27 protein-coding genes are annotated in these 26,486 nt (G+C 32.2%); 11 read left to right on the top strand and 16 right to left on the bottom strand.

The annotated features are described in order from the left end of the window. Positions 1-46 precede the first annotated feature (46 nt). The 4 genes from Q1B05_RS13090 (at position 47) to rmuC (ending at position 4,747) form a co-directional block, all read left to right on the top strand. Complete coding sequence (locus Q1B05_RS13090) at positions 47-1,201, top strand: ABC transporter substrate-binding protein (RefSeq protein WP_299781393.1); 1,155 nt, start codon at positions 47-49, stop codon at positions 1,199-1,201. After that, positions 1,202-2,230: an iron ABC transporter permease gene (locus Q1B05_RS13095; protein WP_299781395.1), complete on the top strand. Its 1,029-nt coding sequence runs from the start codon at positions 1,202-1,204 to the stop codon at positions 2,228-2,230. A gap of 1 nt (position 2,231) precedes the next feature. Continuing rightward, on the top strand, positions 2,232-3,026 hold the full coding sequence (locus Q1B05_RS13100; RefSeq protein WP_299781397.1) for an ABC transporter ATP-binding protein: 795 nt from the start codon (positions 2,232-2,234) through the stop codon (positions 3,024-3,026). Positions 3,027-3,355: 329 nt separating this feature from the next. Further along, complete coding sequence (rmuC, locus tag Q1B05_RS13105) at positions 3,356-4,747, top strand: DNA recombination protein RmuC (RefSeq protein ID WP_299781399.1); 1,392 nt, start codon at positions 3,356-3,358, stop codon at positions 4,745-4,747. A gap of 55 nt (positions 4,748-4,802) precedes the next feature. On the opposite strand, the gene Q1B05_RS13110 is transcribed toward rmuC, so the two are convergent. From Q1B05_RS13110 to Q1B05_RS13120, 3 genes are all read right to left on the bottom strand, one after another. Continuing rightward, a complete protein-coding gene (locus Q1B05_RS13110) occupies positions 4,803-5,018 on the bottom strand; it encodes a hypothetical protein (protein ID WP_299781401.1) in 216 nt (71 codons plus the stop codon). Between the two features lie 13 nt (positions 5,019-5,031). Next, positions 5,032-6,375 (bottom strand): adenylosuccinate lyase, encoded by a 1,344-nt coding sequence (gene purB / locus Q1B05_RS13115; RefSeq protein ID WP_299781403.1) that lies wholly within the window; start codon positions 6,373-6,375, stop codon positions 5,032-5,034. A 101-nt stretch (positions 6,376-6,476) separates the two neighbouring features. Then, on the bottom strand, positions 6,477-7,058 hold the full coding sequence (locus Q1B05_RS13120; protein WP_299781405.1) for an adenylosuccinate lyase: 582 nt from the start codon (positions 7,056-7,058) through the stop codon (positions 6,477-6,479). Between the two features lie 35 nt (positions 7,059-7,093). Here Q1B05_RS13120 and Q1B05_RS13125 point away from each other — a divergent pair, with 35 nt between their 5' ends. From Q1B05_RS13125 to cls, 3 genes are read left to right on the top strand one after another with little or no spacing between them, the layout of a single operon-like run. Beyond that, the gene (locus Q1B05_RS13125) at positions 7,094-7,567 is read left to right on the top strand and encodes a heme-binding domain-containing protein (RefSeq protein WP_299781406.1); all 474 of its coding nucleotides are present in this window, start codon (positions 7,094-7,096) and stop codon (positions 7,565-7,567) included. Positions 7,568-7,570: 3 nt separating this feature from the next. Further along, on the top strand, positions 7,571-8,815 hold the full coding sequence (locus Q1B05_RS13130; protein WP_299781407.1) for a glycosyltransferase: 1,245 nt from the start codon (positions 7,571-7,573) through the stop codon (positions 8,813-8,815). Between the two features lie 2 nt (positions 8,816-8,817). Continuing rightward, complete coding sequence (gene cls / locus Q1B05_RS13135) at positions 8,818-10,275, top strand: cardiolipin synthase (RefSeq protein ID WP_299781408.1); 1,458 nt, start codon at positions 8,818-8,820, stop codon at positions 10,273-10,275. Between the two features lie 10 nt (positions 10,276-10,285). On the opposite strand, the gene Q1B05_RS13140 is transcribed toward cls, so the two are convergent. Next, positions 10,286-11,521 (bottom strand): M48 family metallopeptidase, encoded by a 1,236-nt coding sequence (locus Q1B05_RS13140; protein WP_299781409.1) that lies wholly within the window; start codon positions 11,519-11,521, stop codon positions 10,286-10,288. Between the two features lie 26 nt (positions 11,522-11,547). Beyond that, positions 11,548-12,342, bottom strand: a complete 795-nt coding sequence (locus Q1B05_RS13145) for an RNA methyltransferase (RefSeq protein ID WP_299781410.1) — start codon at positions 12,340-12,342, stop codon at positions 11,548-11,550. Positions 12,343-12,426: 84 nt separating this feature from the next. On the opposite strand from Q1B05_RS13145, the gene Q1B05_RS13150 reads away from it, so the two are divergent. Then, positions 12,427-13,230 carry a DUF6503 family protein gene (locus tag Q1B05_RS13150; protein WP_299781411.1) on the top strand — a complete coding sequence of 268 codons (804 nt, stop codon included), beginning with the start codon at positions 12,427-12,429 and terminating at the stop codon, positions 13,228-13,230. Positions 13,231-13,337: 107 nt separating this feature from the next. Here Q1B05_RS13150 and Q1B05_RS13155 read toward each other — a convergent pair whose 3' ends face one another. Continuing rightward, complete coding sequence (locus Q1B05_RS13155; protein ID WP_299781412.1) at positions 13,338-14,396, bottom strand: DUF3810 domain-containing protein; 1,059 nt, start codon at positions 14,394-14,396, stop codon at positions 13,338-13,340. Between the two features lie 75 nt (positions 14,397-14,471). On the opposite strand from Q1B05_RS13155, the gene Q1B05_RS13160 reads away from it, so the two are divergent. Next, positions 14,472-15,932, top strand: coding sequence for an aminoacyl-histidine dipeptidase (locus tag Q1B05_RS13160; protein WP_299781413.1), 1,461 nt, complete (start codon positions 14,472-14,474; stop codon positions 15,930-15,932). Between the two features lie 72 nt (positions 15,933-16,004). On the opposite strand, the gene Q1B05_RS13165 is transcribed toward Q1B05_RS13160, so the two are convergent. From Q1B05_RS13165 to Q1B05_RS13175, 3 genes are read right to left on the bottom strand one after another with little or no spacing between them, the layout of a single operon-like run. Continuing rightward, positions 16,005-17,135, bottom strand: a complete 1,131-nt coding sequence (locus tag Q1B05_RS13165; protein ID WP_299781414.1) for a peptidylprolyl isomerase — start codon at positions 17,133-17,135, stop codon at positions 16,005-16,007. Between the two features lie 8 nt (positions 17,136-17,143). Beyond that, entirely contained in the window at positions 17,144-17,683 is a 540-nt protein-coding gene (gldI, locus tag Q1B05_RS13170) for a gliding motility-associated peptidyl-prolyl isomerase GldI (RefSeq protein ID WP_299781415.1), read from the bottom strand. Beyond that, a complete protein-coding gene (locus tag Q1B05_RS13175) occupies positions 17,680-18,696 on the bottom strand; it encodes a bifunctional oligoribonuclease/PAP phosphatase NrnA (protein WP_299781416.1) in 1,017 nt (338 codons plus the stop codon). Before Q1B05_RS13175 ends, gldI begins: the two co-directional genes overlap by 4 nt. An 86-nt stretch (positions 18,697-18,782) precedes the next feature. On the opposite strand from Q1B05_RS13175, the gene Q1B05_RS13180 reads away from it, so the two are divergent. Beyond that, the gene (locus tag Q1B05_RS13180) at positions 18,783-19,202 is read left to right on the top strand and encodes a nucleoside-diphosphate kinase (RefSeq protein WP_299781417.1); all 420 of its coding nucleotides are present in this window, start codon (positions 18,783-18,785) and stop codon (positions 19,200-19,202) included. Between the two features lie 55 nt (positions 19,203-19,257). On the opposite strand, the gene Q1B05_RS13185 is transcribed toward Q1B05_RS13180, so the two are convergent. The 5 genes from Q1B05_RS13185 to Q1B05_RS13205 form a co-directional block, all read right to left on the bottom strand. Further along, positions 19,258-19,728, bottom strand: a complete 471-nt coding sequence (locus Q1B05_RS13185; RefSeq protein ID WP_299781418.1) for a hypothetical protein — start codon at positions 19,726-19,728, stop codon at positions 19,258-19,260. Further along, positions 19,729-20,007, bottom strand: a complete 279-nt coding sequence (locus Q1B05_RS13190; protein ID WP_299781419.1) for a DUF202 domain-containing protein — start codon at positions 20,005-20,007, stop codon at positions 19,729-19,731. Positions 20,008-20,140: 133 nt separating this feature from the next. Continuing rightward, positions 20,141-20,986, bottom strand: a complete 846-nt coding sequence (locus Q1B05_RS13195) for a flagellar motor protein MotB (protein WP_299781420.1) — start codon at positions 20,984-20,986, stop codon at positions 20,141-20,143. An 87-nt stretch (positions 20,987-21,073) separates the two neighbouring features. Further along, positions 21,074-22,063, bottom strand: coding sequence for a glycosyltransferase family 2 protein (locus Q1B05_RS13200; protein ID WP_299781421.1), 990 nt, complete (start codon positions 22,061-22,063; stop codon positions 21,074-21,076). Between the two features lie 6 nt (positions 22,064-22,069). Further along, positions 22,070-22,516 carry a type I restriction enzyme HsdR N-terminal domain-containing protein gene (locus Q1B05_RS13205; RefSeq protein ID WP_299781422.1) on the bottom strand — a complete coding sequence of 149 codons (447 nt, stop codon included), beginning with the start codon at positions 22,514-22,516 and terminating at the stop codon, positions 22,070-22,072. A gap of 93 nt (positions 22,517-22,609) precedes the next feature. On the opposite strand from Q1B05_RS13205, the gene holA reads away from it, so the two are divergent. Beyond that, positions 22,610-23,614 carry a DNA polymerase III subunit delta gene (gene holA / locus Q1B05_RS13210; protein WP_299781423.1) on the top strand — a complete coding sequence of 335 codons (1,005 nt, stop codon included), beginning with the start codon at positions 22,610-22,612 and terminating at the stop codon, positions 23,612-23,614. A 31-nt stretch (positions 23,615-23,645) separates the two neighbouring features. On the opposite strand, the gene lnt is transcribed toward holA, so the two are convergent. Together lnt and Q1B05_RS13220 are read right to left on the bottom strand one after the other, a co-directional pair. Continuing rightward, a complete protein-coding gene (gene lnt, locus Q1B05_RS13215; protein ID WP_299781424.1) occupies positions 23,646-25,241 on the bottom strand; it encodes an apolipoprotein N-acyltransferase in 1,596 nt (531 codons plus the stop codon). Positions 25,242-25,283: 42 nt separating this feature from the next. Beyond that, complete coding sequence (locus Q1B05_RS13220; RefSeq protein WP_299781425.1) at positions 25,284-26,357, bottom strand: PorV/PorQ family protein; 1,074 nt, start codon at positions 26,355-26,357, stop codon at positions 25,284-25,286. Positions 26,358-26,486 lie beyond the last annotated feature (129 nt).

Consider the following 26,486-nt stretch of genomic DNA (forward strand, 5'->3'; position numbering starts at 1 on the left):
GCTTTTGTTTTAACACTATTTTGTATTCATTTTAAAATAACAGAAAATGAAATTTCTTCCATTTAAGTCATTATTCTTAGTGTTTTTTGTGTTGGTTTTTAGTTGTAAAGACAATACAAAAACAGTTAAAGTAGTTCAAGAACAGGGGGTCGATCTGCTTTTAAAACATGCGAAAGGATTTTCGGTTACATCGTATAAAAATTATAAAGTATTAGAGATTTATAGTCCGTGGCCAAAGGCCGATAAAACGTTTAAATTTGCCTTAATTAATAAAGAAAATAAAGATGAAGTGTCTTTAAATTCAGACGATTTTGAAGCTGTAATTCCGATTCCAATAGAACGTATCGTGGTTACATCTACCACACATTTACCCGGATTAGAATTATTAGGAGAGTCTCAGAAATTAGTTGGATTTCCAGGGACTAAATATGTGTCTTCAAAAAAAATAAGAGCACGAATCGATGCCGATGAGGTGCGAGAATTAGGTAAAAATGAAGGTGTTAATACAGAAGTTTTATTAGAATTACGTCCAGAAGTTGTGATTGCCTTTGGTATAGATGGCAATAACAATGCTATGGAGACCGTAAAAAAAGCAAATATTCCAGTTATTTATAATGGCGATTGGATTGAGGCATCTCCATTAGCAAAAGCCGAATGGATAAAATTATTTGGTGTACTTTTTAATAAAGAGTCCAAAGCAGAATCTGTTTACAATACTATTGAAACAGAATATTTAGAAGCTAAAAAACTAGCCGAAAATGTTGCCGAAAAACCAAGTGTATTTAGTGGTGCGATGTTTAAAGATGTTTGGTACATGCCAAATGGTACAAGTCCAGAAGCACAGCTTTTAAAGGATGCAAATGCAAATTATCTTTGGAAAAATACTCAAGGCGTAGGCAGTTTAGCTTTAAATTTTGAAACTGTTTTTAATAAAGCAAAAGCAGCAAATATTTGGATTAATCCGTCTATTTATTCTAGTTACGATGCTTTAAAATCTGCAAACAATCACTACACTAAATTTGAAGCTTTTAAACAGAAACAAATCTATAGTATGTCTAATACAAAAGGTGATACAGGAGGCGTATTGTATTACGAATTAGGTCAGTCTAGACCAGATTTAGTATTAAAAGATTTAATTAAAATTTGTCATCCAGAATTACTTCAAGATTACGATTTGTTCTTTTTTAAAAAATTAAATTAATTGCCAAATCAGCCTACATATAATAAAGCTTTTATAGCCCTTTTTGTGGTGTTGCTATGTTGTTTTTTTGTCAATATTAGTTTGGGGTCCGTATCAATACCTTTGCATGGTGTTTTTGAAAGTCTTTTCGGAACACCTTCAAACGAATCGTGGAGTTACATCATCCAAAATTACAGATTGCCAAAAGCTATTACTGCACTATTAGTGGGGTCTGGATTAGGAGTGTCTGGCTTGTTAATGCAAACCTTATTTCGTAATCCTTTAGCAGGACCATTTGTGTTAGGGATTAGCTCTGGTGCAAGCTTAGGTGTTGCTATTGTTATTTTAGGCTCTGGACTTTTTGGTGGCATGTTTGCTGTATTATTAACCTCGAAGTGGAGTGTCGTTATTGCTGCCAGTTTAGGGAGTTTTCTTGTATTGTTGTCTGTGTTAATAGTATCATCTAGAGTACGAGATACTATGGCTATTTTAATTATCGGACTCATGTTTGCAAGTATTACCGGAGCTATTGTTGGAGTACTATCTTATTTTAGTTCGGCAGAACAATTACAACGTTATGTGTTTTGGGGCTTTGGAAGTTTAGGAAATTTATCTTGGCAGGAAGTAGGTGTGTTTGCAATTATATATAGCGTCGGGCTACTCTTAAGTTTAGCATCTATAAAAGCGTTAAATACGTTATTGTTGGGCGATAATTATGCGAAAAGTTTAGGATTGAATTTAAAACAAAGCCGACTATTCATCATCTTAGCAACAAGTTTATTGGCAGGAACAATTACTGCTTTTGCTGGTCCGATAGCGTTTATAGGTTTAGCAATTCCGCATTTAACACGTTTGGTTTTTAATACGTCTAACCATAAAGTGTTATTACTAGCTGTAGTGTTATTAGGAGCTGTTATTATGCTTATATGCGATACCATTGCACAAATTCCAAATAGCGATTATACGTTACCTATTAATGCGATTACCTCTTTAGTTGGAGCTCCTATTGTAATTTGGTTGTTGGTGAGAAAAAGAAATTTGATGTTTTAAGATGAAGGGAAATAATAAACATATCATTTTAAAAACTAAAGATTTATCTATAGGTTACCGTTCTAAAAAGGATGTACATGTAATTTCTAAGCATATTAATATTTCTCTGGGTAAAGGTGAATTGATTGGTTTAGTTGGAGGAAACGGAATTGGAAAATCTACCATGTTGCGTACGCTTACCAATACACAACCAGCGTTAAGCGGACAGGTTTTTATAAACGATAAAGCGGTAAACTCTTACGATGCTTTAGAGTTGGCACAAGTATTAAGTATTGTATTTACTGAAAAATTGACGTCGAAAAACTTATCGGTGTTCGAGTTGGTCGCTTTGGGAAGACAGCCCTATACCAATTGGATAGGAACGTTATCCAATTTAGATTTAGAAAAAGTAAATCACGCTTTAGTACTTACAAATATTGAAACATTAAAAGATAAAAAATGTTTTGAACTAAGTGATGGACAACTTCAAAAAGTAATGATTGCACGTGCTTTAGCACAAGATACCGACTTAATTATTTTAGACGAGCCTACCACACATTTAGACATGTATCACAAAGCATATATTCTTAAATTACTTCAGAAATTAGCTAAGAAAACAGGGAAGACCATATTGTTTTCATCTCACGAAATCGATTTGGCAATTCAGCTTTGCGATAATATGATTGTTATGACACCTGAAAATGTGGTGTCAGATATGCCATGTAATTTAATTCAGCAAGGTGTGTTCACTACTTTATTTCCCGATGATTTGATTCAGTTTGACGCGTCTACGGGGAGTTTTCGTGTGAATAAATAAGGTACTGTCATTTAGAAGAAATTCGACTAACAAATCTATAATAATTGAAATTAAAAAGAGATTCTTCGCTGTATTTTGAATGATAAATTAACGATCTATTTGATCTTTATAGTCTTATTTATTAGGTTTAAATTTATAAGGAATTAATATTTAAATGATTGATAATCTTTAATTTTTTTTATTTAGGAATTGAATTTTAGGGTTAGTAAATCTAAAAATAAGCTAAACTTTATAGAGAAATGAAGGAAGTCGTGTAACGAAAACATTCTTAATTCAGAAATTATAATCTTTATAAAGTATTACTTTTACAATACTACATTCAAATTATTATGAACGACAATATTATTCTTATTCTAGCCATATTAATTGCATCTGTAATAGGTGCTTATTTAGGCATGCTATTTAATAAACTTAAAAGCAAAGGCGAAAAAAGTACCTTGGAAGAACGGAACACTAATTTACAACAACAACTTTCTGATTTAAAACAGTTTTCTGAAACTGAAATCGAAAAGCAGCAATATAATTTTGAAACCAAGTTAACTGAATTAAAAGAAACGATTTCAAAAATAGAAATGCAACGTGAAGAAATTAGACGAGAAAAAGATTTTTTAAACACTGAATTAACGCGTAGAAATTCTGAATTTGAAAATTTGAGACAACAAAATCTTCAGCGCGATAAAGATGTGGTGAAACAACAGGAACAACTGCGTAAAGATTTTGAATTGTTGGCAAATAAAATTCTAGAAGAAAAATCGGAGAAATTTACAATTCAGAATAAAGAAAATATTAAAAATATATTACATCCGCTTCAAGAAAAAATTCAAGGATTTGAGAAAAAAGTAGACGATTCTCAGAAAGAAAGTATCAGTATGCATTCGGCATTAAAAGAGCAATTGTTAGGCTTGAAAGATTTAAATCAGCAAATGACCAAGGAAACATCTAATTTAACTCGCGCCTTAAAAGGAGATAGTAAAATGCAAGGAAATTGGGGCGAATTGGTTTTAGAACGTGTGCTAGAAAAATCGGGTTTAGAGAAAGATAGAGAATATTTTGTACAACAAAATTTCACCCTTACAGACGGTTCTCGTGTACTGCCCGACGTGGTTTTGCATCTTCCAGATGGTAAGAAAATGATTATAGACTCTAAAGTCTCGTTAACAGATTACGAACGTTATGTGAATGCCAATGATGATGTTGATAAAGCGACCTTTATAAAAGCGCATGTAAATTCTATTCGTAGACATGTAGAGCAACTTTCGGCAAAGAATTATCAGGACCTTTACGATATAGAATCTCCAGATTTTGTACTCATGTTTATTCCCATAGAACCGGCATTTGCTATTGCTTTAAACGAAGACAATGCATTGTATAATAAGGCATTCGAAAAGAATATTGTAATTGTAACACCAACCACCTTATTGGCTACTTTACGGACTATAGATAGTATGTGGAATAATGAAAAACAGCAACGTAATGCTTTAGAAATAGCTAAACTTGCCGGTTCACTTTACGATAAATTTGAAGGTCTTATAAAGGATTTAACTAGTGTAGGAAAGAAAATAGACGATGCTAAGAAAGATTATTCTGCGGCAATGAACAAATTAGTAGATGGTCGAGGAAACTTAGTAACAAGTGTAGAAAAGCTAAAAAAAATGGGAGCAAAGGCAAAGAAATCTCTTCCGGAACCAATAATTAAGCGAGCTTTAGAGGAAGAAGAATAAAAAAAGCAGCTTAGAGATAAGCTGCTTTTTTGTTTGTATTATATATAAAACGACTTTAATCGATGTCGAAATCTTCTTCGGTATTAGTAGGCTTTTCGTATTCTTCAATTTGAATTTTCTCGTAAGTAAATAAATTAACAACAATTAAAAGAAACCCAAGTAATAAAAGAGTCACGATTACAAAGTTGTCTAAAATATTTAAAATGCCTGAAATAGAAAACCCGAAAGCAACTGCAACAGTTAATATAAATGACGTTTTATCGGAAAGCATAGTAATTTAAAATTTAGATTCCAGTATAATTACTTGGTGTAATGTCTTTTAATTCTGATTTAATTTCATCAGAAATTTCTAAGGTGTCAATAAAATTAGAAATCGATAATTGATTGATTTTTTCATTTGTACGAGTTAAACCTTTTAACGCTTCATATGGGTTAGGATACCCTTCTCGGCGTAATATGGTTTGAATGGCTTCGGCAACTACAGCCCAATTATTTTCTAAATCTAAAGCGAATTTATCTTTGTTTAAAAGTAATTTGTTTAACCCTTTTAAAGTCGATTCAAAACCAATTAATGTATGTCCAAAAGGAACACCTACATTTCTTAATACTGTACTATCTGTTAAATCGCGTTGTAGTCTAGATATTGGTAGTTTTCCAGAAAGATATTCAAATACAGCATTGGCCATACCTAAGTTTCCTTCACTATTTTCAAAATCTATAGGATTCACTTTATGTGGCATTGCAGAACTTCCTACTTCACCAGCTTTAATACGTTGTTTAAAATAATCCATAGAAACGTAAGTCCAGACATCACGATCTAAATCTATTATAATATTGTTTATACGTTTTATGTTATCAAACAAAGCTGCCATATGGTCGTAATGCTCAATTTGTGTAGTTGGGAACGAATGGTGTAAACCTAAAACATCTTGTACAAAACTATTTCCAAATTTTTTCCAATCAATGTGCTTGTACGCTACGTTATGTGCATTGTAGTTTCCTGTTGCTCCACCAAATTTAGCGGCATGCGGTACCGTTTGTAAAAATTTAAATTGTTCATTTAGTCTCACAACAAATACGTCAATTTCTTTTCCTAAACGTGTAGGAGATGCTGGCTGTCCGTGAGTTCTAGCTAACATAGGGACATCGCTCCATGCTTCAACTAAACTTTCTAGTTTTTCTTTTAAAGCTAAAAACTTAGGAATGTAAACGTCGTGTAATGCGTCTTTAATACTTAACGGAATTGCTGTGTTATTAATATCTTGAGATGTTAATCCGAAATGGATAAACTCTTTAAATTTTGAAATATTTAAAGCGTCAAATTTTTCTTTAATAAAATATTCAACCGCTTTAACATCGTGATTTGTAACACTTTCAATGTTCTTAATTGCTAGAGCATCTTCGGTAGAAAATGATTTGTAAATTTCGCGTAAATCCCCGAAAAGATTAGTGTTGAAATCTTTAAGTTGAGGTAATGGAATTTCGCAAAGTGCAATAAAGTATTCAATTTCTACTTGAACTCTATATTTTATTAAAGCTTCTTCAGAAAAATAAGGAGCTAGAGAGCTTGTTTTACTTCTGTAGCGACCATCTATAGGTGAGATAGCATTAAGTGTTGATATTGACATGTGTTGTGGTTTTTTTTAAAGGCGCTAATATAAGCATTTTGTTCCCTATTTTAGATGATATTTAGAAAGGATTTAATTAAATATTCAAGATGTGTATACCTTTATTGAATTGTCTTTTTTTTTGAGTTAATACGTTTTAAAATCTGTTTTGCACGTGCTTTAAAAGCGGGACTTTGCTTTTGAAAATCTCGCTCTAATATGATGACTAATTCTGGGTAAATCCACTCAAATTCTTTACCCAAAAGATAAAGTGTATTCATACTATAGGCTTTGGCTGCAACTTTTTCGTCATTAATCATATAGTCAAAACATACCGCTATAATACGTTCTTTGTATATAGGTTTTAGAGCTTTTCTTACTGTGGTGTTTGTTATATTATCGTTAGCCTTCGCTAAATATTCACATATTTTAGCAACGGGACGCACAGCTGGATCTAAATGTACAGTATGCATGCTAACTGTAAACGTGTCTAAGTGCGGAAGTAAGGCACTTAAATTTTCGCCACACATAAACTCTAAAATCCAAGCGGCTTTATAAGACAATTTATGGTCTGTTTTAAATAGAAGTTCTAGTACGCTAGGAATTAGTTTAGGTTGATTTAATAATAAATTTGCAAAATACAAACGCTTTTCTCGAGAGTGATTTACATTAGAAAATTGTTCGTAAAGTTGCGCTGTAGTCACTTAATTTTTATACTTTTAATTATAAATTTAAAGAAATGAAAAGTCTTAAAAAAATATTGTTGCTGGTTTTGGTCGCATTTATTATTTCACAATTTTTTGGACCAGAAAAAAACATGGGAGATTTAACGTCTATTGAACCTTTTCTTGCAGAGACAAATCCGCCAGAACATGTCGAGGCTATTTTAAAAGAAGCCTGTTACGATTGTCATAGCAGTTATACAAGATATCCTTGGTATAGCGATTTTACACCCGTTAATTACTGGATGGCAGATCATGTTAACGACGGTAAAAAACATTTAGACTTTAGTGCATGGGATAGTTACTCTGTTAAGAAAAAAGATCATAAATTTGAAGAATTAATTGAAATGGTAGAGGCTAAAGAAATGCCTTTAAAATCGTATACTATAACACATACAGATGCTAAATTATCTGATGCCGATATAGAATCTGTAAAAGAATGGGCAGAATATGTGCGTATTAAATTTACGTTATTACCCCAGCCAGAATAATTTATGAGAAACGTATTAATAATTGGTTTTGTATGGCCAGAGCCAAAATCTTCTGCAGCAGGGAGTAGAATGTTGCAACTTATTGAGGCGTTTCAATTCAAAAAATATCATATTACTTTTGCAAGTCCGAGTAGTAAAACAGAACAAGGGGCTGATCTAAAATCTTTAGGAATAGATGAAAAAAATATTGAATTAAATCATTCTAGTTTCGATACGTTTTTAACTCATTTACAGCCAGATATTGTTTTGTTCGATCGTTTTTTAATGGAAGAACAATTCGGTTGGCGAGTTACTGCACAGTGCCCGAATGCCCTAAAAATTTTAGATACCGAAGATTTACATTGTTTACGAAAAGGACGTCAGCAAGCATACAAAGATCAAGCCTGTTTTAATGATACCTATTTGTTTAACGATGTTGCAAAACGAGAAATAGCGAGTATTTATAGATGCGATATTAGTGTGATGATTTCTGAAGTTGAAATTGAAATGTTGATTCAGAAATTTAAAGTGCCTTCAAATCTATTACTCTATATACCGTTTATGTTAAACGGAATTTCTGAAGCAGATCAAAATAAATTGCCAAGTTTTAACGAGCGCCAGCATTTTGTAACTATTGGTAATTTTTTACACGAGCCTAATTATCAATCAGTTTTGTATTTAAAGCATACGCTTTGGCCGCTAATTAAAACACGATTACCCAAAGCCGAACTACATATTTATGGTGCTTATGCCTCTCAGAAAGTAAATCAATTACATCAGCCTAAAGATCGTTTTTTTATAAAAGGATTTGCAGACAATGTTAATGAGGTTATGAAACATGCCAAAATTTGTATTGCTCCTTTAGTTTTTGGTGCCGGCTTAAAAGGAAAACTGGCAGATGCTATGACAAACGGAACGCCTTGTGCAATGTCTTTAATCGCTGCCGAAGGTATGTTTGGAGCTTTAGAGCCTAATGGTTTTATTGCTGATGATGTAGACGTGTTTATAGAAAAAATTTCAGAATTATATATTAACGAATCTCTTTGGAAAGAAAAACAACATTTCGGATTTAAAAGTTTGAATTTGCGTTTTAATAAGTTGTACTTTCAACAGCAGTTTTTAGAGGGAGTAGAAACGGTTAAAAAAGATTTAGAATCACATCGCTTACATAATTTTACAGGAAGTATGTTACAACATCACAGCATGCAAAGCACGAAGTTTATGTCGCGGTGGATTGAAGAAAAAAACAAACACATTAGCACTACATAAATATGGGGTCATTATCAGTTTTTGAGGTTATCTATATTATAATAGTAGCCATTGTGTGTTTACGTGTTATTTATGATACCAATCATATAACCAAGACGTTGTCTTATTTATTGGTTGTGATTTTTATTCCTATTTTCGGAATTATATTTTATTTTTCTTTCGGTGTAAACTACAGAAATAGTAAGATTTATAGTAAAAAACTCTTTAGTAATATTCAATTTGAAAAAAAATTAGAACTTCAACTTCAACATTACGCCAAACAAATTATTAAAAATAGAGGCGAGCTTCTAGAGTCTAATAAAAAATTAATTCGTTTATTATTTAAAGATATTTCTAGTCCGCTAACAAATAAAAACGAAGTTGATTTATTAATTAATGGGGAAACAAAATTCCCAGAAGTTTTTAAAGCTATTGAAGCTGCTAAACATCATATTCATATAGAATATTATGTGTTTACAGAAGATATTGTTGGCCGAAAAATAGAAGCACTTTTAATTAAAAAAGCAAAAGAAGGCGTTACAATTAAATTTATGTACGACGATTATGGAAGCAGTTCTATACGTAAAAGTTTAGTATATCGCTTACGCGAAGCAGGTATAGAGGCGTATCCGTTTTATAAAATTAAATTGATTTATTTGGCCAACCGAATGAATTACCGAAATCACAGAAAAATTATTGTTATCGATGGGCGTGTAGGATTTGTAGGGGGGATAAATGTGAGCGATACATATACAAACGATATTAAAACAAAACCATTTCCTTTTTGGAGAGATACCCATTTAAAAATTCATGGACCTGCCGTTTGGTATCTTCAGTATCTGTTTTTATGCGATTGGAACTTTTGTGCCGATTGTGATATCGAACCTGAAGGTGATTTTTTTCCAGATTTAGATTCTTTTGAAACAACTAGCAACGTTGCTGTACAAATTGCAGCTAGCGGACCAGATTCAGAAACGCCAACTATTTTGTATTCTTTATTGCAAGCTATTAGCTTAGCAGAAGATGAAATACTAATTACAACACCTTATTTTGTGCCAAACGAAAGTATTATGGATGCATTATGTATTGCAGCTATGAGTGGTGTGAAAGTGAAATTGTTAGTACCAAGAACTTCAGATTCTAGAGTGGTTAATACCGCAGCGAGTTCATATTATGAAGAGTTACTAAAAGCAGGAGTGCAAATTTATCGCTATACTAAAGGGTTTGTACATGCAAAAACTATGGCTATAGATGATGAAATTGCTATTGTAGGTTCTGCAAACATGGATATGCGTAGTTTCGATTTAAATTTTGAAGTCAATGCCATTGTTTATGATAAGGGGATAAATAAAAAACTAAAAGATGCTTTTAATAATGATTTAAACGACGCTCAAGAAATTGATTTAGAACGCTGGTTAGACCGTGCTTGGTATCATGAATTGTTTGAAAAATTGGCCCGATTATTATCGCCTTTACTTTAAGTCTTACAATCTATTTTTGTTTTAAATTCTTGATTCTACTAAATAAAGTTGGGTGAGAATAGTGCATAAATACGTATGCCGGATGTGGTGTTAAATTACTTAAACTGGTTTTAGATAGTTTTTTTAATGACGTAATTAAGTCCTTTGCATTATAGGTGTTTTTTGCATAATCATCTGCTTGATATTCAAATTTACGAGAGAACACATTCATAATTAAACTCGTAATTTCACTTATAGGGCTGTACAATAATCCGAACGCAATTAAGCCTACATGAAAACTTGGAGTCTCTACACCAATAGCTTGAGATAACAACGGGTTAGATATAAATAATGAGAGGATGAAGAGCGTTAAACCTGTGAGTAAAATTGATGCGACTAAGTTAAAAACGATATGCTTCTTTTTATAATGTCCGACTTCGTGAGCCAATACTGCAACAATTTCATCTTCACTTAAATCGTTAATTAAAGTATCGAAAAGTGTTACACGTTTTTCGCTTCCAAATCCAGAGAAATAGGCGTTTGCTTTGGTGCTGCGTTTAGAGCCATCGATTACAAAAATATTATCTAATTTAAAACCAACCGTTTTCGCATAATCTGATATTTTTTCTCTTAAACTTCCGTTTTCTAAAGGCGTTTGTTTATTAAATAAAGGCACAATTAATTTGGCGTAAAACATATTTAAGAATAAGCTAAAAACAGCAATTAGTGCCCAAGCATATAACCAAAAAAAGTCTCCAGAAATATCGTAAAACCAAATAATTAATGCTAGAATTCCGCCACCAATTAAGGCTAACATTAACCAACCTTTTATTTTGTCAATTAAAAACGTAGTTTTCGTTGTTTTGTTAAATCCGAATTTTTCTTCAATAACAAATGTTTGATAGTAAGCAAAAGGCGTGGTTAAGATATCGCTTCCCATCATAATTATTCCAAAGAAGATAATAGCAATTACTATAGAATTGTTACTAAAACTTCTTGCAAAATTATCTACAAATTCAAAGCCATCTAATCCTAAAAAAGCTAAAGTTAAGAGTAACGAAAATCCAGATGTTATAAGTCCGAATTTATAATTTGTTGCTTTATAATGTTGCGATTTTTTATAGTCTTCATCATTGTAAACATCTTGTAATTCTGTTGGTAATGCATCATTAAAATGTTTTGCATTTAAGGCATCTAGAATTTTATCGACTATAAAATCGATAAGAATTAAGGCAATTATAATATAGAAAAGCGTAGTTGCTGTCATAAAAAGTAGATAATTGTTTGGGTAAATTAAGCGAATTGACGCTGACGTTTGGCTTCGAAAACTAAAATTCCTGCGGCTACAGATACGTTCATAGAATCTATTTCACCCTGCATTGGAATAATAATATTTTGTGTGGCATGATCTCGCCATTCGTTACTTAAACCTGTGGCTTCCGTTCCGACAACTAAAGCAGTTGCGGTTGTGAAATCCTGAGTATGATATGGTTTTGAAGCCTGTAATGCTGCGCAAAAAATATTAATGTCTTTAGATTTTAAAAATGAAATAATATCTGTCGTACTTCCAGAAGCTACCTGATTTGTAAAGACACACCCTACACTAGAACGAATAATATTAGGATTGTATAAATCGGTTTTTGGGTTTGCTATAATAAATGCATCTACATTAGCGGCATCTGCAGTACGTAAGAGTGCACCAATATTTCCTGGTTTTTCGGGAGCTTCAGCAATTAAAATTAACGGGTTGTGTTTATCGAAAATGAGGTCTGATAAGTTTAACGTTTTCGATTTTGCAATGGCTATAACGCCTTCAGTAGTATCACGATAAGCTAGTTTTTGATATACATCTTTAGAAATATTAATAACCTCGCTGTTAGACGACGTTAAAGTTTCAATTTGAATGTCTTCAATATAATCGTTACAATATAAAAGGGTGTCTATGGTATAGTCTCCTTTTAATGCAAGAGAAATTTCACGCTGACCTTCAATTAAAAACACTCCCGATTTCTTGCGGTCTCGAGATTTTTCTTTTAATTGAACCAACTGTTTAATGTAACTATTTTGAGTGCTTGTTATTTCTTTCATAAAGTAAAAAAAACAAAAGTAAATGTTTTAGTGTAATTAATACCTTTTGAATTCGTCAAAGACAGTAAAATCATTATAAACATTATGAAATACACCTTATTACTTTTATTAATTGTTGCTTTTGCTTCTTGTAAGCAATCTACCGAAAAGAAAACGACAGAACAGAAAACGACGGAGGAAGTCGTAACTCAAAAAAGTGAATTTAAAAGCTATCCAGAAAATATTGCAAAGGTGTTTGAAGCTCATGGCGGTATAGTCACTTGGAATGCAATGCAAACTTTAGCGTTTACCATGCAAAAACCAACGGGGAATGAAGTTACAACTACCGATTTAAAAAGTAGAAAAGCACATATTGATATGCCAAGTCATGTTTTAGGTTTTAATGGTAAAGATGTGTGGTTACAATCTAAAGACACTACGGTTTACAGAGGAAAACCGAAGTTTTACTATAATTTAATGTTTTATTTTTATACGATGCCTTTTGTATTATCGGATGATGGAATAACTTACAGTAAAGCAGCACCGTTACTTTTTGATGGTGTAGAATATCCTGGAATTCAAGTTTCTTATGGCGCTGGAGTAGGAGAGTCTCCAGAAGATGAATACATTTTATATTATGACCCTGAAACTTTCCAAATGACGTGGTTGGCCTATACTATGACTTATTTTGCTAAAGAGAAAAGCAAAAAATTTAATTACATAAAGTACGGAAATTGGCAAGATGTAAATGGTGTAAAATTGCCAAAAGCGATACAATGGTATAATGTGGTAGATGGCAAACCGATAGATATGAGAAATGAAGTGCTATTTTCTAATGTAAAACTATCTAAAGACAAACAAGATGCTTTGTTTTATGAAGCTCCTGAAAGTGCAGAAATTATAGATTAATTTAGTTAAAAGCCTCTAGAGTAGATTAGAGAATATATAAAATTATAGATTTAAAATGTTAACAGCGTGCTTAATTTAGCTCTGTTAACATTTTTTTATAGTGAATATTACTTGTTAAAATAATTCACCAAAAGGGCTACTACATAACTGTAGCTTTCCATGCCTTTTGCCTGGTTGTTGGCTTTTAAATAGGAGTTGTATGTGATTTTAAAAAGCGGTTCTAATGGGTTTTGGTAACTTTCCCAAAACATGCGTGTTTCTTCATAATTCTTCAATACTCCAATATTTACTTTCTTAATAATACTTTCGTACTGTTCTGGACTGCGTCGGTAAATTTCATTCAAACAATGGCGTAACCCAAAGGCGTAACCCGAATATTTCATATACACATCGTTGTTATTTATAGTCGCTAAACAACCAATAAAATTAGCTTCGTTTTCGGCTGCATAGCCTAATTGGTGGGCCATTTCGTGAGCAGATGTTGTAGGGAATTTATAGGTAGGAATTAAATAATCTACTTGAGCTTCATTGGTTAGAGGGTTCAAATACCCACTAAATCCCATATATGTTAGTGGGATGCTAAATAAAGATTTTTTAATACTTTGCGGATGATATTTTAAATGCGGATATTGAGCTTCTAGATTTTTATAACCAGCTTCAGAACGTTTCATAATTTCCGATTTACTATAAGGCATCTCAACTTTTAGAGTGTCATTTTTAGTAATGTTTAGTTGAAGAGTGTTTGTTTTTTCAATTAATAAATTGGTCACAATGAGCAATTGTTCTGTTGTATAATCAGCTTCTAAATTTAAATTTCTGTGTAATGGCAATCTGTAATAATTCATTCCCCAAAACAAGTGAAAGGCAAAATAAATTAATGTTACAGCAGATAATATATCGATAAGCCAAAACTGTGTGTCGGTTAAAAAACGTTTTCTATTAACAATAATCCATCTAATAATATAAATAACTCCAAAAGCATACACTAAGTCGCCAAATGAAAACGGAATCCAGCCTAAACCATAACGTAAAAATTTAGAAATTACGGGATAAACGCCATTACTGTAATACTGTTCTATAATTTCAGGATAATTTGATAAGAATTTCACTAAGAAATATACCGGAATTAACGAAAACGCTAGATAAGATTTTGGGTTTTTATACATGCTTCAAAAATAAGTAAATGTTTGTAATAGGTGAGCGCTAATATGTACCTTTGTGTAACATTATAAAACAAAATTATGAATTCAGAAATAAGAGCACTAGAGCCAAAGGTACTTTGGAACAAGTTTGCAGATCTAAATGCTGTCCCGAGGGCCTCGAAAAAAGAAGAGCAAGTAATTGCCTTTATGAAAGATTTTGGAACATCTTTAGGATTAGAAACTATTGAAGATGAAGTAGGAAATGTAATTATTAAAAAACCTGCTAGTGCTGGAATGGAAGGAAAAGCACCAATTGTAATGCAATCGCATTTAGATATGGTTCACCAGAAAAATAGCAGTACCGTTTTCGATTTTGCAACACAAGGCATAGATATGTATGTTGATGGCGATTGGGTACGTGCAAAAGGAACAACTCTTGGTGCAGACAATGGTTTAGGTGTGGCTACAATTATGGCTATTCTTGAAAGTAATGAAATTGCTCATCCTGCATTAGAAGCATTGTTTACTATTGATGAGGAAACAGGAATGACGGGTGCCCAAGGTTTAAAAGGTGGTGTTTTAGAAGGTAACATACTTTTAAATTTAGATACAGAAGAAGATAATGAAATAGGAGTTGGTTGTGCAGGTGGTATAGATGTATCTGCGACACGAACTTATAAAGAAGAAGAAACTCCTGAATTTAAATTAGGATATAAAATTACTGTAAATGGTTTACAAGGTGGGCATTCAGGAATGGAAATTCACTGTGGTTTTGGTAATTCGAATAAAATATTAAATCGTTTATTATTTGATGGTTTTGAAAACTTTGGATTGCGTATTTCTGAAATTGATGGAGGAAGTTTACGTAACGCTATTCCTCGTGAAAGTTTTGCTATTGTAGCTATTGATGCTGTACATCAGGAAGCTTTTGAATTAGAGATGAAACTTCAAACATCTACAATTCAAGAAGAATTAAAAACGATGGAACCCGATTTAAATGTAAGTGTTGAAGCTATTGAACTACCTGAAAAAATTATGGATTTAGGTGTTCAAGAAGGATTTACTCGTGCACTTTATGCTGCACATAATGGGGTGTTTCGTATGAGTGCAGATATTCCTGGATTGGTTGAAACATCTAATAATGTGGCTCGTGTTTTAGTAAAAGACGGACATATAAAAGTAGGTTGTTTAACGCGTTCCTCGGTAGAGAGCTCTAAGTGGGACTTAGCAAACGCATTAAGATCTACATTCGAGTTAACTGGTTGCGAAGTTGCATGTACTGGAGATTATCCTGGATGGGCTCCAAAAATGGATTCTTCTATATTAAAAGTGTTAGATGCTACTTACGAAAAAATGCACGGAGAGAAAGCTCACGTAGCTGCTTGCCATGCTGGATTAGAATGTGGTATTATTGGATCTAATTATCCAGAGATGGAAATGATTAGTTTTGGACCAACAATTAAGGGAGCGCATTCTCCTGACGAACGTGCTAGTATTTCTTCTGTTCAGAAATATTGGAAATTTGTTCTTGAAATTTTAAAAGAAATTCCTAATAAATAGGAAAGAATATAAAAGAAAAAGCCGCTATAATTAGCGGCTTTTTTTATGTGTAAATGTGACGTATTATTCTTTTTATTCAGCAATACCAACAATTTCTAAATCGAAAATTAAGTTTGAATTTGGTGCAATTACTGGAGGAGCACCTCTTTCACCATAAGCTAAAGCAGCAGGAATATATGCTCTAATTTTATCACCTATATTCATGTTTAACATCGCTTCTCTAAATCCAGGGATTAAACCAGCAGTTTCATTATAAATCATAGGGAAAGGTTGGTAACCACCTTGTTGGTCTCTTTGTGGATTATATACTCCAAATTCTTTAGCAACTTCTACATAATTAGAATCGAATAAAGTTCCATCTTCTAAATATCCAGCATAATTAATAAGTACACTATCTGTAGATTCTGGTTTCACACCATCGCCTTCAGAAATAACTGAAAGTCCTAAACCTGTAGGAAGTGTTTTCATAGATGCTTTTATAGCTTTATCTTTTTCTAAGAATGCTGCTTTAGCATCATTTATTTTTTTCTCAGCTTCCTCTTTTTTACGTTCAATTTCTGCAAAGCTATTTAAAAACACAGCATTTGCATCAAACTTTTTAGCAGCAGATCCTTTTCTTATAATGTTTATGGTTTCAATAACAACATCTTCTTCAGGTTTATCTCTTGCATCTTTTTTTACATTAGAAATTGAATCTTGAACATCAAGACCTAAAACTAATTCACCAAAAACAGTATGTCTGTTATCTAAGTTAGGTGTAGGTATTTCTGTAATAAAAAACTGACTACCATTAGAATTTGGTCCTGCATTTGCCATAGATAAAATACCTGGCTTATCATGTTTTAAAGAATCAACAAATTCATCTTGAAATTTATATCCTGGTCCGCCAGATCCTGTTCCTGTAGGATCTCCACCTTGGATCATAAATCCATCAATAACACGGTGAAAAAGAATGCCGTCGTAGAATTTTTTTCCTTTGTAAACACTATCTACCATTGTGTTTGTGCCTTCAGCAAGCGACACAAAGTTAGCCACAGTTACAGGGGTTTTTTCGAACTCAAGGTTTGCAACCATAGTTCCTTTGTTTGTAATAATTTCAGCATACATGCCGTCTTCTAGATCAGGATATTTTTCGTTGCACGCTGTAAAACTTACCATTAGCGTAAGTAATAAGAATTTAAAGGATTGTTTTAATAATGTCATTTGTGAAATTAATTTTCGATTATTGAATGAATTGTTACTTTACAGATTAAGGGTGTATTTGTACTAATTTTATTTTGATCTCCATAATAGCCATAAGCTTTAGTTGAAGGGAATAAGAATGTGGCTGTTTCTCCTGATTTCATTAACTTAAGGCCTTCTCGTAAACCAGTAAATAGTTCCTGTTTATCCATAATATAGGTGTCAGGTTTTGTTTCTGCGTTGGTGTAAATAACATCTCCGTTTATGTTTTTAACATCATAATCAAAATGTACAAGGTCTCCAAAAATAGGTTTGTGTAATGAATCGGATTCTATTTTAGTGTTATATGTATACCAAAAACCATTTTGAGATACTTCATATTTCTGATCTGGATTTGCATCCATAATCTCTTGAAATTGTGTCTTTTCGTATTCGTATAATTTAATATTACGAGCTACAGATTCATCTATATACGAACCACTTTTTACAGATATTGGTTGTCTGGCTTCTGGAGATTTACAGCTTATAATACTGAAAATAACCAAACAACATAAACCTAGTTTTTTCATGCAGTTAATTCCTTTTTATGGCTTGGTAATATACTAATAAATTTTTCAACGGTTTCATTTAAACTTAAATCACTTTTTCCGCCAGCAGCATTGGTATGTCCGCCTCCTTCAAAATATTGTCTAGAAAATTCGTTTACCGAAAAATTGCCTTTAGAACGCAACGATATTTTAATAATATTTTCCTGTTTATGCTCAATAAATATAGCTGCAAAAATAATATTGTTTAGAGATAAACCATAATTTACAAAACCTTCGGTATCACCTTTTTTAAAATCGAATTGATTTAATTCGTCTTGAGATAATGTAATAAACGCGGTTCGTAATTCTGGAATTACTTTTAAATTACTTAAAGCACAACCTAAAAGCTGAAGTTTTTCGTAACTATTAGTGTCGTAAATATTATTATGAATCTCGGCATTATTTGCGCCAGATTCAATTAGTTTTCCAATAATAAAATGTGTTTTACTTGTTGTAGAAGGGAATCTGAAAGAGCCTGTATCTGTCATGATTCCTGTATATAAACACGTTGCAATCTCTGACGAAATTTTGTCTTCGTTTCCTAACATTTCTATAAATCGATAAACCATTTCACAGGTAGAACTCATGCTTACGTCTGAAAACACATATTTAGCATAATCGTCTGGTTGCTGGTGGTGGTCTATCATGAGTTTAATAGCTTCACTTTCTTTAATCACATCACCCATCGCTCCAACACGGTGTAAAGCATTAAAATCTAGAGTAAAAATAAGGTCTGCTTCAAGCAATAAAGTATTGCATTGTTTGGTATTAGAATCGTGTTTTAAAACGGTATCATCTCCTGGTAACCATTTTAAAAAATGCGGATATTCATTTGGAGCTATTACTAAAACATTGTGATTGTACATTTTTAAATAATGATATAACGCTAGGGTAGAGCCCATAGCATCTCCATCAGGATTTTTATGAGGTACAATTACAATCTGTTTTGGTGAGCTTAAAAGTGCTTGTATTTGGGTAATTTCTGCTGTTGTCATAAGAGGCGAAGATACAATTTTTTAATGTGTGTTTATATTGTATTTACTAAGAAATGCATTACTTTTGAACTAAATTTAAAAAACAAATGGCAACAAATAGAACATTTACAATGCTTAAGCCAGATGCGGTTGAAAACGGACACATTGGCGCAATTTTAGAAAAAATCAACGCTTCAGGGTTTAGAATCGTTGCATTGAAATTAACGCAAATGACCATTGCTGATGCTCAAGCATTTTATGCAATACATAATGAGAGACCTTTCTTTAATGATTTAGTGGAATTTATGACACGTGGACCAATAGTTGCAGCAATTCTAGAAAAAGAAAATGCAGTTGAAGATTTTAGAACACTTATTGGTGCAACTAATCCTGCAGAAGCTGCTGAAGGAACAATACGTAAATTGTTTGCTACTTCAATAGGAGAGAATGCTGTTCATGGAAGTGATAGCGATGAAAATGCAGCAATAGAAGGCGCTTTTCATTTTTCAGGAAGAGAGATGTTTTAAATCTATAACTTTTCAATATATATATTAAAGCCTGTAAATTTTTTACAGGCTTTTTTTATAATCTATCGAGTTCTAATTGGTAATCGTATTGTAAATCTTCGTGAAGCGTAGCTATGCTTTTTTTTATACTATCTAAGGTTCTGTTATATAAATTAACTAGCGTAATGTTTTTTTGTATAGAAGGCTTAAAAGCTTTTAATTCTGAACAGAAAAATAATAACAATTCTACTTCGGTCTCTTTTTTACCAGAATATCTGGCGTAAGTTTTAATTTGTCTTAAAATTTTGCGGACACTTTTTTTTATATAATGAAAACTGTTGGTGTTTATGGTCTTAAACTGTTCGGACATTTCAATTTTTATTTGATTGATGTATTCAGACTCATTATAAGACTCGACTAACAAATAGGTAAGGAGTTCTTTATTTTCTTTTTTAAATTTAGATAAACGTAAACATATTTCTATTAATTCTGCCTGTGTTTGGTCTTGTAACTCTGTTTTAAGTTGTCGTACTGTAGCTGCTTTCATTTAAACGTTATAATGCTCTCGTATAATATTACGAACTCTTATTAATCTATAAATACCTATTGCTAAAATTATTGGAGCCATAATTAATAATACAATTCCAAACCATTCCATTTTTACAAACATGTGCATTTTTATAATGGTTAAACCTGTTCCTAAAAATACCATAAAAGTTCTAAAATAGGCTAAGAAGGTACGTTCGTTTGCTAGTTTAGTTCTTTCTATAGCTAACCAATCTCTAGTTATTAAAGTAGGGGGTATACTGGTTTCTTTTTTATCCATATTGTGGGTAGTTGTGTTTAGATTTGGAAATAAAGATAATAAAAGTGTACTCTCTAAGGTGATTTTTAAAAAAATAACATAAAAAAAGCCCAATCTTTCGATCGAGCTTTTTAATTTATGATATGAAGATCAATTATTTCTGATCTGCTTCAACTAAGTTTTTCATTTCTTTTTCAACCATTTCGTAGAATTGGTCAATTTTAGGAAGTACAACAATACGAGTACGTCTGTTTGTCGCTCTGTTTTCAGCAGTATCATTATCAACTAAAGGTACATAGTGACTTCTACCAGCTGCAATTAATTGTGCAGGATTAACATCTAAGTCTTGTAATACACGTACAACAGAAGTAGCACGTTTTACACTTAAGTCCCAGTTATCTTCTAAGATACCACCTTTTTTGTAAGGTACGTTATCTGTATGTCCTTCAACCATAGCTTCAAAATCAGGTTTACTGTTTACAACTTTAGCAACTTTAGCTAAAACGCTTCTAGCTTTATCTGTTACGATATAACTTCCACTTTTAAATAATAATTTGTCTGCTATAGAAATAAATACCACGCCTTTTTCAACATTTATTTCAATGTCTGGGTCGTTAATACCTACTTCACGTTTTAAACTAGTCACTACAGCTAAAGTAACACTATCTTTTCTAGTTAAAGCATCTTGTAATCTTGTAATTTTAAGATCTTTTTCTTTTAAGCTTTCTAAAGATTTTTCTAAGTTTTCAGCACCTTTTTGAGTAAGTGTTGTCAAGTTTCCTTTAGTGTCAATTAAATCTGTAATTTGATCTTTTAAAGCTTCAGCTCTTGCAGTTGCAGCGGCTTTTTCAGTTAAACAGCTATTTAATTTAACTGTTGCTGTATTTAATAAATCTTGGGTTTCTTGTTGTTTTGCTTCTAAAGCTGCGTAATCTTTTTTAGATACACATGATGATAAAAGGAGTAAAGCAGCAACACTGCTTAAAATTAGTTTCTTCATAATAATTTTTAAATTACATTTAAACATATCAAAAATATGAAAAAAAAGATGTTAAAATAGCGTTTAACAAAACTTTTACTAACTATTTTATATTTCTTTGAACTTTTGTTTCTTTTTCAGGAAATATTCCCACACAATAGATCTTGTTTTGTAATAATTAGCCGTTTTTACTAGTGTCTTCCTTTGTCTTACCAATCTTGATAGTTGACTATAAAAACTAAAATGAGCACGAATTATTGCATAGAAATGCTTAAATTTTAATTGCAATAAAAACTGAATTCCTGCCAAGCCATCTAAAACCATTCTGCTGAAGATAATAACCACTATATTCCCTCCTGCATTTTTTACTAAAGTGAATAAACTATTCCTGAAATTTAAATATGTTTTTTGTGAATTTGAGGCATTTAATGTTGCTCCTCCAACATGATAAACAACAGAATTTGGAATACATTTTATATTAAAGTCTAAATTTTTTGCACGCCAGCACAAATCAATTTCTTCCATATGTGCAAAAAAAGCATTGTCGAAACCGTTTAAGGTTTTAAACACGTTAGATCTTATAAATAAACAAGCGCCTGTGGCCCAGAAAATGTCTAAATCCGTATCGTATTGTCCATTATCTTTCTCTATGGTGTCAAAAATACGTCCGCGACAAAATGGATAGCCATATTTATCTATAAATCCGCCAGAAGCGCCCGCATATTCAAAATAATCTTTGTTTTTAAAATCTAATATTTTTGGCTGAATAATAGCTGTATTAAGATCTTGATTGAAAGCTAATTTGATAGGTGTAAGCCAGTTAGGAGAAACTTCAATATCACTATTAAGTAAACAAACTACATCTGCAGTAATATGTTGTAATCCGTCGTTATAACCTTTAGCGTACCCACCGTTTTCTGAATTTAGAATAATGTGTACTGAAGGAAATTCTTTTTTAAGGACGTTAACAGATTCATCTGTCGAAGCATTATCAATCACATAAATATCTGATTCTTCAGAGTTTATAATAACCGATGGCAGAAACTGTTTTAGTAACTTAGCTCCATTCCAATTTAATATGGCTATTGCAATTTTCATATACAGTTAGGCGTTGTAATTAGGAATATCTTGTAAGAAATTATATTGTTCGGCTTCAAAATCCATCTGGCAATAATAATGATTTAAACCGTTTGTTACCATTAAATAACTGGCATTAAGGGTTAAATTATATCGTGCAATTTGGTCGAATGTTGTTTGTGTAATATTTATTTTAGGCGCCTTACATTCTACTATAACATGAATACTTCCGTTTGGATTAAAAATTACGATATCGTAGCGCTTGCGTAATTTGTTTACAATTAATTCTTTCTCTACATTGATTAACGATTTTGGGTAGCCTTTAACTGCTATTAAATAGTGTACGCAATGTTGGCGTACCCATTCTTCGGGTTGAAGAATTACAAATTTTTTACGGATATCATCAAAAATAGAAATTTTATTTTCGCTATTTTTGAATCGAAATGAAAACTTCGGAAAGTTTAGTTCTTGCATTGTTAAGTCTTGAATTATTCAAAGGTAGATTTCAAAATTCAAAAACCAAATTCCGAGAGTGTATTTTTGGAATAATCCTAGATAGTTTACAGTTTGGACGAGATAAAACAATTAGTTGCCGATATTAAACAAAAGAAATTAAAGCCTATTTATCTTTTAATGGGAGAGGAAACCTATTATATAGACAAACTTTCTGATTATATTGAAGCTAATGTTTTAAGTGAAGAAGAAAAAGGGTTTAATCAAATGGTATTGTATGGTCGCGATGTCACTATTGAAGACATAGCTGGACATGCAAAACGTTATCCAATGATGGCAGAATATCAAGTGATAATTGTTAAAGAAGCTCAGGACTTATCGCGTACTATTGATAAATTAGTGGATTATGCTAAAAACCCGCAACCGTCTACTATACTTGTTTTAAATTATAAGTATAAAACGGTAGATAAACGTAAAGCTGTTTACAAAACAATAAAAAAAACAGGTGTTGTTTTTGAAAGTAAGAAGCTTTATGAAAACCAAGTAGCCGATTGGATTCGTCGTACTTTAGCTTCTAAATCGTATACCATTACTCCTAAAGCATCGCAAATGTTAGTAGAGTTTTTAGGAAATAACTTAAGTAAAATTAATAATGAGCTAGAGAAGCTTCAAATAATTTTACCAAAAGATAGTCAAATCACACCCGAACATATTGAAGAAAATATTGGTATAAGTAAAGACTATAATAATTTTGAGTTGCGAAAAGCCATTGGAGCAAAAGATGTTTTAAAAGCACAGCGTATTGTTAAATATTTTGCAGAAAATCCTAAGGATAATCCTATGGTAGTAACGGTGTCTTTAGTTTTTAGTTTCTTTTCTCAGTTATTGCAAATCCATGGTTTATCAGATAGAAACCCAAGAAATGTAGCTAAAGCCGTTGGGGTTAATCCTTATTTTGTGAACGAATATTTGACAGCTGTAGCAAATTACCCAATGAAAAAAGTTAGTGCTAATATTTCTATTCTTCGTGAATTTGATGTAAAAAGCAAAGGTGTTGGCTCTAATGCAGTGCCACAAGGAGATTTGCTAAAAGAACTTATGGTGCTTTTAATGTTTTAATTTCGTTTAGAATAATATTTTTAAATTGAATTTATTCTCGTGCTCTCCTAAAAAATGTAATAAGAAATAACCCCAGTGCAATAAACATACTTATTCTAGCAATATAATCGCCAGCGGTGACATAAAATGTAGTATTGGTATTTACTGGGATATTAGCTTTTAATGCCCCTTGTTTGTTATACTCTAAAGTTTGTAATAGTTCTCCTTTCGGACTTATAAATGCAGAAATACCTGTATTTGCACTTCTAGCAATAGAACGACGTGTTTCAATAGCGCGTAATCTTGCGTAGCTTAAATGTTGTTTATGGCCTTGCGTATTTCCCCACCATGCATCATTGGTCATAATAGCTAAAATATTAGCTCCGTTTCTTACATAACCGGTAACAAACTCACCGTAAACAGATTCGTAACAAATTACAGGAGCCACTTTATAATTAGTATTTTTTAGTATGAAAGCCGAGCGTTCTGTTTGTGTTGTTTTCATCGCTACGGTACCTCCAAGATCTAACATGGCGTCTCCAATTAGAGGTTTTAAAATACTTTGGTAAGGGAAATTTTCTACGCCAACAACCAGTTTGGATTTATGATAGATTAAAGGGGTTTTATCTGAATTTATTAAGGCTGCAGAGTTAAAGTAATCGACCCATAAATGATCGTTATATTGGTTTGAAGTCGGAAGAATATCTGCTTTATTGGTGTGCTTATCATAGAATTGTAAGCCCAATAAATAATTTAAATTCGGATAGTTGTAAATAAAAGCCTTCGCTTGAAAAAACTCAGGACTTTTATTGAAACTCGGTAGGTCTACTCCATAATTTTCGGCTAACACAGTTTCTGGTGTTACCAATAAATTGGTTTTAGCTGTAATGCTTTTTTCGGCTAGTTTTTGTAATAAATTGCCAACTTGCTTATTGGTAGCATTATATTTTTGACTGTAAGGATCGATGTTAGGTTGAAGTACAACGGCTTCAATAGTATTGTCTTCTGGAGTATATGTGTAATATCGTACAATAGATATTGCAATAGGAATACAAATTAACGCTGTAGTTTGCATTGCTGCACGTTTTAAAATTCTTTGTTCAGATGTTTTAAAGAAATTTAAAAGCGCTTTAAAAAGAATCACATTCACTAACCAAATCCAAAGTGTACCACCAAAAGTTCCGGTATACTCGTACCACTGAATCCATTTAGGATGTTCTGAAAATGCATTTCCTAAATTTAGCCACGGCCAAGAAAATTCCCAACCTAAATGTAATTTTTCAAAACAAATCCATAATGTTATTAGAAAGCAAAGCGATTTATTTATTGATGTACGTTTAGCAACGGCTTGATAGATTAAAATAATAGAAGCCATTAATAAACTATTAACTAAAATAGCAAAACATGCACCAAAAATATCGGCATATTGTAACCAATTGGTGGTGATATAATTCCAAATAAAGAAGGATAGATACGATAAGCCAAATAAACGCCAGCCTTTATATTTTAATGATTTATGCTCTTTTATATCATTAGCAACGTATAGTAAAGGAATAAACGCAACAAATAAAAGTACAGGAAAACCGAAAGTTGGCCAGCCAAGGGCTAATAATAATCCTGTTGCTAAGGCTAATAGGAAGTGTTTCACAGAGTAAAAACTTAATTTAAAAGGATTGTTTCATCCTATAGATTAGTGTCTAAAGATACTAAAATCCAATTTCAAAGAAAACACATTCGAATATAATGCGACACTTTGGTCACTAATATCTGTAAATGCGTAATCTACTTGAATACCATTGTATTTAAATCCGACTCCAAAACTAGGTTGAAAACTGACTTGTTCGGTATTATCAAGTTGTAATTCGTTTTGAAAATTTCCAACTCCGCCACGTAAATATACCATATTTAAATAGCCAAATTCAAAACCAAAAGAAGGATTTATACTTATAGAACTTGTTGAAATAATATCGTTATTTTCTTCGAAACGCATTTGTAAATCGATAGCGGTTTCTAAAGAATAATCGTAACTAAAGTTATATAATTTTGAAATACCTAATTGTAATTTAGGAATAGTAATCTCGGTTGTTTCTGGTAACTCTTGGTTTTGGTCGCCAATAGCGTCTTGAATGGTCTGAAATTTATCTTCGTCAATTTGCCATGCATTAAATGTGGTTGTAATATCTCTGGCCATTAATCCAAATTTCCAAGAATCTCTTTGGTATTGAATTCCTACATCTAAACCAAATCCCCAAGAATTAGCAAATTCACCTATAATTCGTCTAATAACTTTAGCATTCACACCATATGTAAGGCCTTCAGCAAAAGTAGGTCTTCTAGAGTAGGAAAACGTGACGCCATAATCTGCGGTAGAAAATAACTGAATTCTATCGTAGTTAATGTTACCATCGTCGTCTATTAATTGGGTGGTATCTAAAATATCATCAACTCCAAACCGTATTAACGATATTGCCATTGCACTTTGGTTGTCTATAGGCATAGCATAAGCTGCGTAATCGTAACTTGCAATATTAGCAAAGTAACTGGAATGCATTAATGCTAATTGATTATCTTCTAAATTCACCAAGCCAGCAGGATTCCAATAGCCGGAATTTACATCGGCAGATTGTGCAGTTACAGAATTACTCATTCCTAATGCAGCAGCATCGACACCAATATTCATGAATTCGTTAGAGTATTTTCGTACAGTCTGACTAGATACAGAAGCCGTTAGTAAAACGAAAAAAGTGGTGAATAATATCCTCAATGCTAATTTTTTTACAAATATGCAGATAATTTAATTGGGTTAAAAACTTTATTTATCGCATTATGTAGCGTTAATTCCCTTTTAAAAAACTGTTTCTCTATTCGGTAACTTAGTACTTAACTTAAAAAA

This window comes from uncultured Formosa sp. (assembly GCF_947500765.1).
Taxonomy (GTDB): Bacteria; Bacteroidota; Bacteroidia; order Flavobacteriales; family Flavobacteriaceae; genus Formosa.

What these genes read in the sequence shown, in the direction of transcription:
- Q1B05_RS13090 (WP_299781393.1), top strand. Translation starts at nt 47, where the DNA reads ATGAAATTTCTTCCATTTAAGTCATTATTCTTAGTGTTTTTTGTGTTG.
- Q1B05_RS13100 (WP_299781397.1), top strand. Translation starts at nt 2,232, where the DNA reads ATGAAGGGAAATAATAAACATATCATTTTAAAAACTAAAGATTTATCT.
- rmuC (WP_299781399.1), top strand. Translation starts at nt 3,356, where the DNA reads ATGAACGACAATATTATTCTTATTCTAGCCATATTAATTGCATCTGTA.
- Q1B05_RS13110 (WP_299781401.1), bottom strand. Translation starts at nt 5,018, where the DNA reads ATGCTTTCCGATAAAACGTCATTTATATTAACTGTTGCAGTTGCTTTC.
- purB (WP_299781403.1), bottom strand. Translation starts at nt 6,375, where the DNA reads ATGTCAATATCAACACTTAATGCTATCTCACCTATAGATGGTCGCTAC.
- Q1B05_RS13125 (WP_299781406.1), top strand. Translation starts at nt 7,094, where the DNA reads ATGAAAAGTCTTAAAAAAATATTGTTGCTGGTTTTGGTCGCATTTATT.
- Q1B05_RS13130 (WP_299781407.1), top strand. Translation starts at nt 7,571, where the DNA reads ATGAGAAACGTATTAATAATTGGTTTTGTATGGCCAGAGCCAAAATCT.
- cls (WP_299781408.1), top strand. Translation starts at nt 8,818, where the DNA reads ATGGGGTCATTATCAGTTTTTGAGGTTATCTATATTATAATAGTAGCC.
- Q1B05_RS13140 (WP_299781409.1), bottom strand. Translation starts at nt 11,521, where the DNA reads ATGACAGCAACTACGCTTTTCTATATTATAATTGCCTTAATTCTTATC.
- Q1B05_RS13145 (WP_299781410.1), bottom strand. Translation starts at nt 12,342, where the DNA reads ATGAAAGAAATAACAAGCACTCAAAATAGTTACATTAAACAGTTGGTT.
- Q1B05_RS13150 (WP_299781411.1), top strand. Translation starts at nt 12,427, where the DNA reads ATGAAATACACCTTATTACTTTTATTAATTGTTGCTTTTGCTTCTTGT.
- Q1B05_RS13155 (WP_299781412.1), bottom strand. Translation starts at nt 14,396, where the DNA reads ATGTATAAAAACCCAAAATCTTATCTAGCGTTTTCGTTAATTCCGGTA.
- Q1B05_RS13160 (WP_299781413.1), top strand. Translation starts at nt 14,472, where the DNA reads ATGAATTCAGAAATAAGAGCACTAGAGCCAAAGGTACTTTGGAACAAG.
- Q1B05_RS13165 (WP_299781414.1), bottom strand. Translation starts at nt 17,135, where the DNA reads ATGACATTATTAAAACAATCCTTTAAATTCTTATTACTTACGCTAATG.
- gldI (WP_299781415.1), bottom strand. Translation starts at nt 17,683, where the DNA reads ATGAAAAAACTAGGTTTATGTTGTTTGGTTATTTTCAGTATTATAAGC.
- Q1B05_RS13175 (WP_299781416.1), bottom strand. Translation starts at nt 18,696, where the DNA reads ATGACAACAGCAGAAATTACCCAAATACAAGCACTTTTAAGCTCACCA.
- Q1B05_RS13180 (WP_299781417.1), top strand. Translation starts at nt 18,783, where the DNA reads ATGGCAACAAATAGAACATTTACAATGCTTAAGCCAGATGCGGTTGAA.
- Q1B05_RS13185 (WP_299781418.1), bottom strand. Translation starts at nt 19,728, where the DNA reads ATGAAAGCAGCTACAGTACGACAACTTAAAACAGAGTTACAAGACCAA.
- Q1B05_RS13190 (WP_299781419.1), bottom strand. Translation starts at nt 20,007, where the DNA reads ATGGATAAAAAAGAAACCAGTATACCCCCTACTTTAATAACTAGAGAT.
- Q1B05_RS13195 (WP_299781420.1), bottom strand. Translation starts at nt 20,986, where the DNA reads ATGAAGAAACTAATTTTAAGCAGTGTTGCTGCTTTACTCCTTTTATCA.
- Q1B05_RS13200 (WP_299781421.1), bottom strand. Translation starts at nt 22,063, where the DNA reads ATGAAAATTGCAATAGCCATATTAAATTGGAATGGAGCTAAGTTACTA.
- Q1B05_RS13205 (WP_299781422.1), bottom strand. Translation starts at nt 22,516, where the DNA reads ATGCAAGAACTAAACTTTCCGAAGTTTTCATTTCGATTCAAAAATAGC.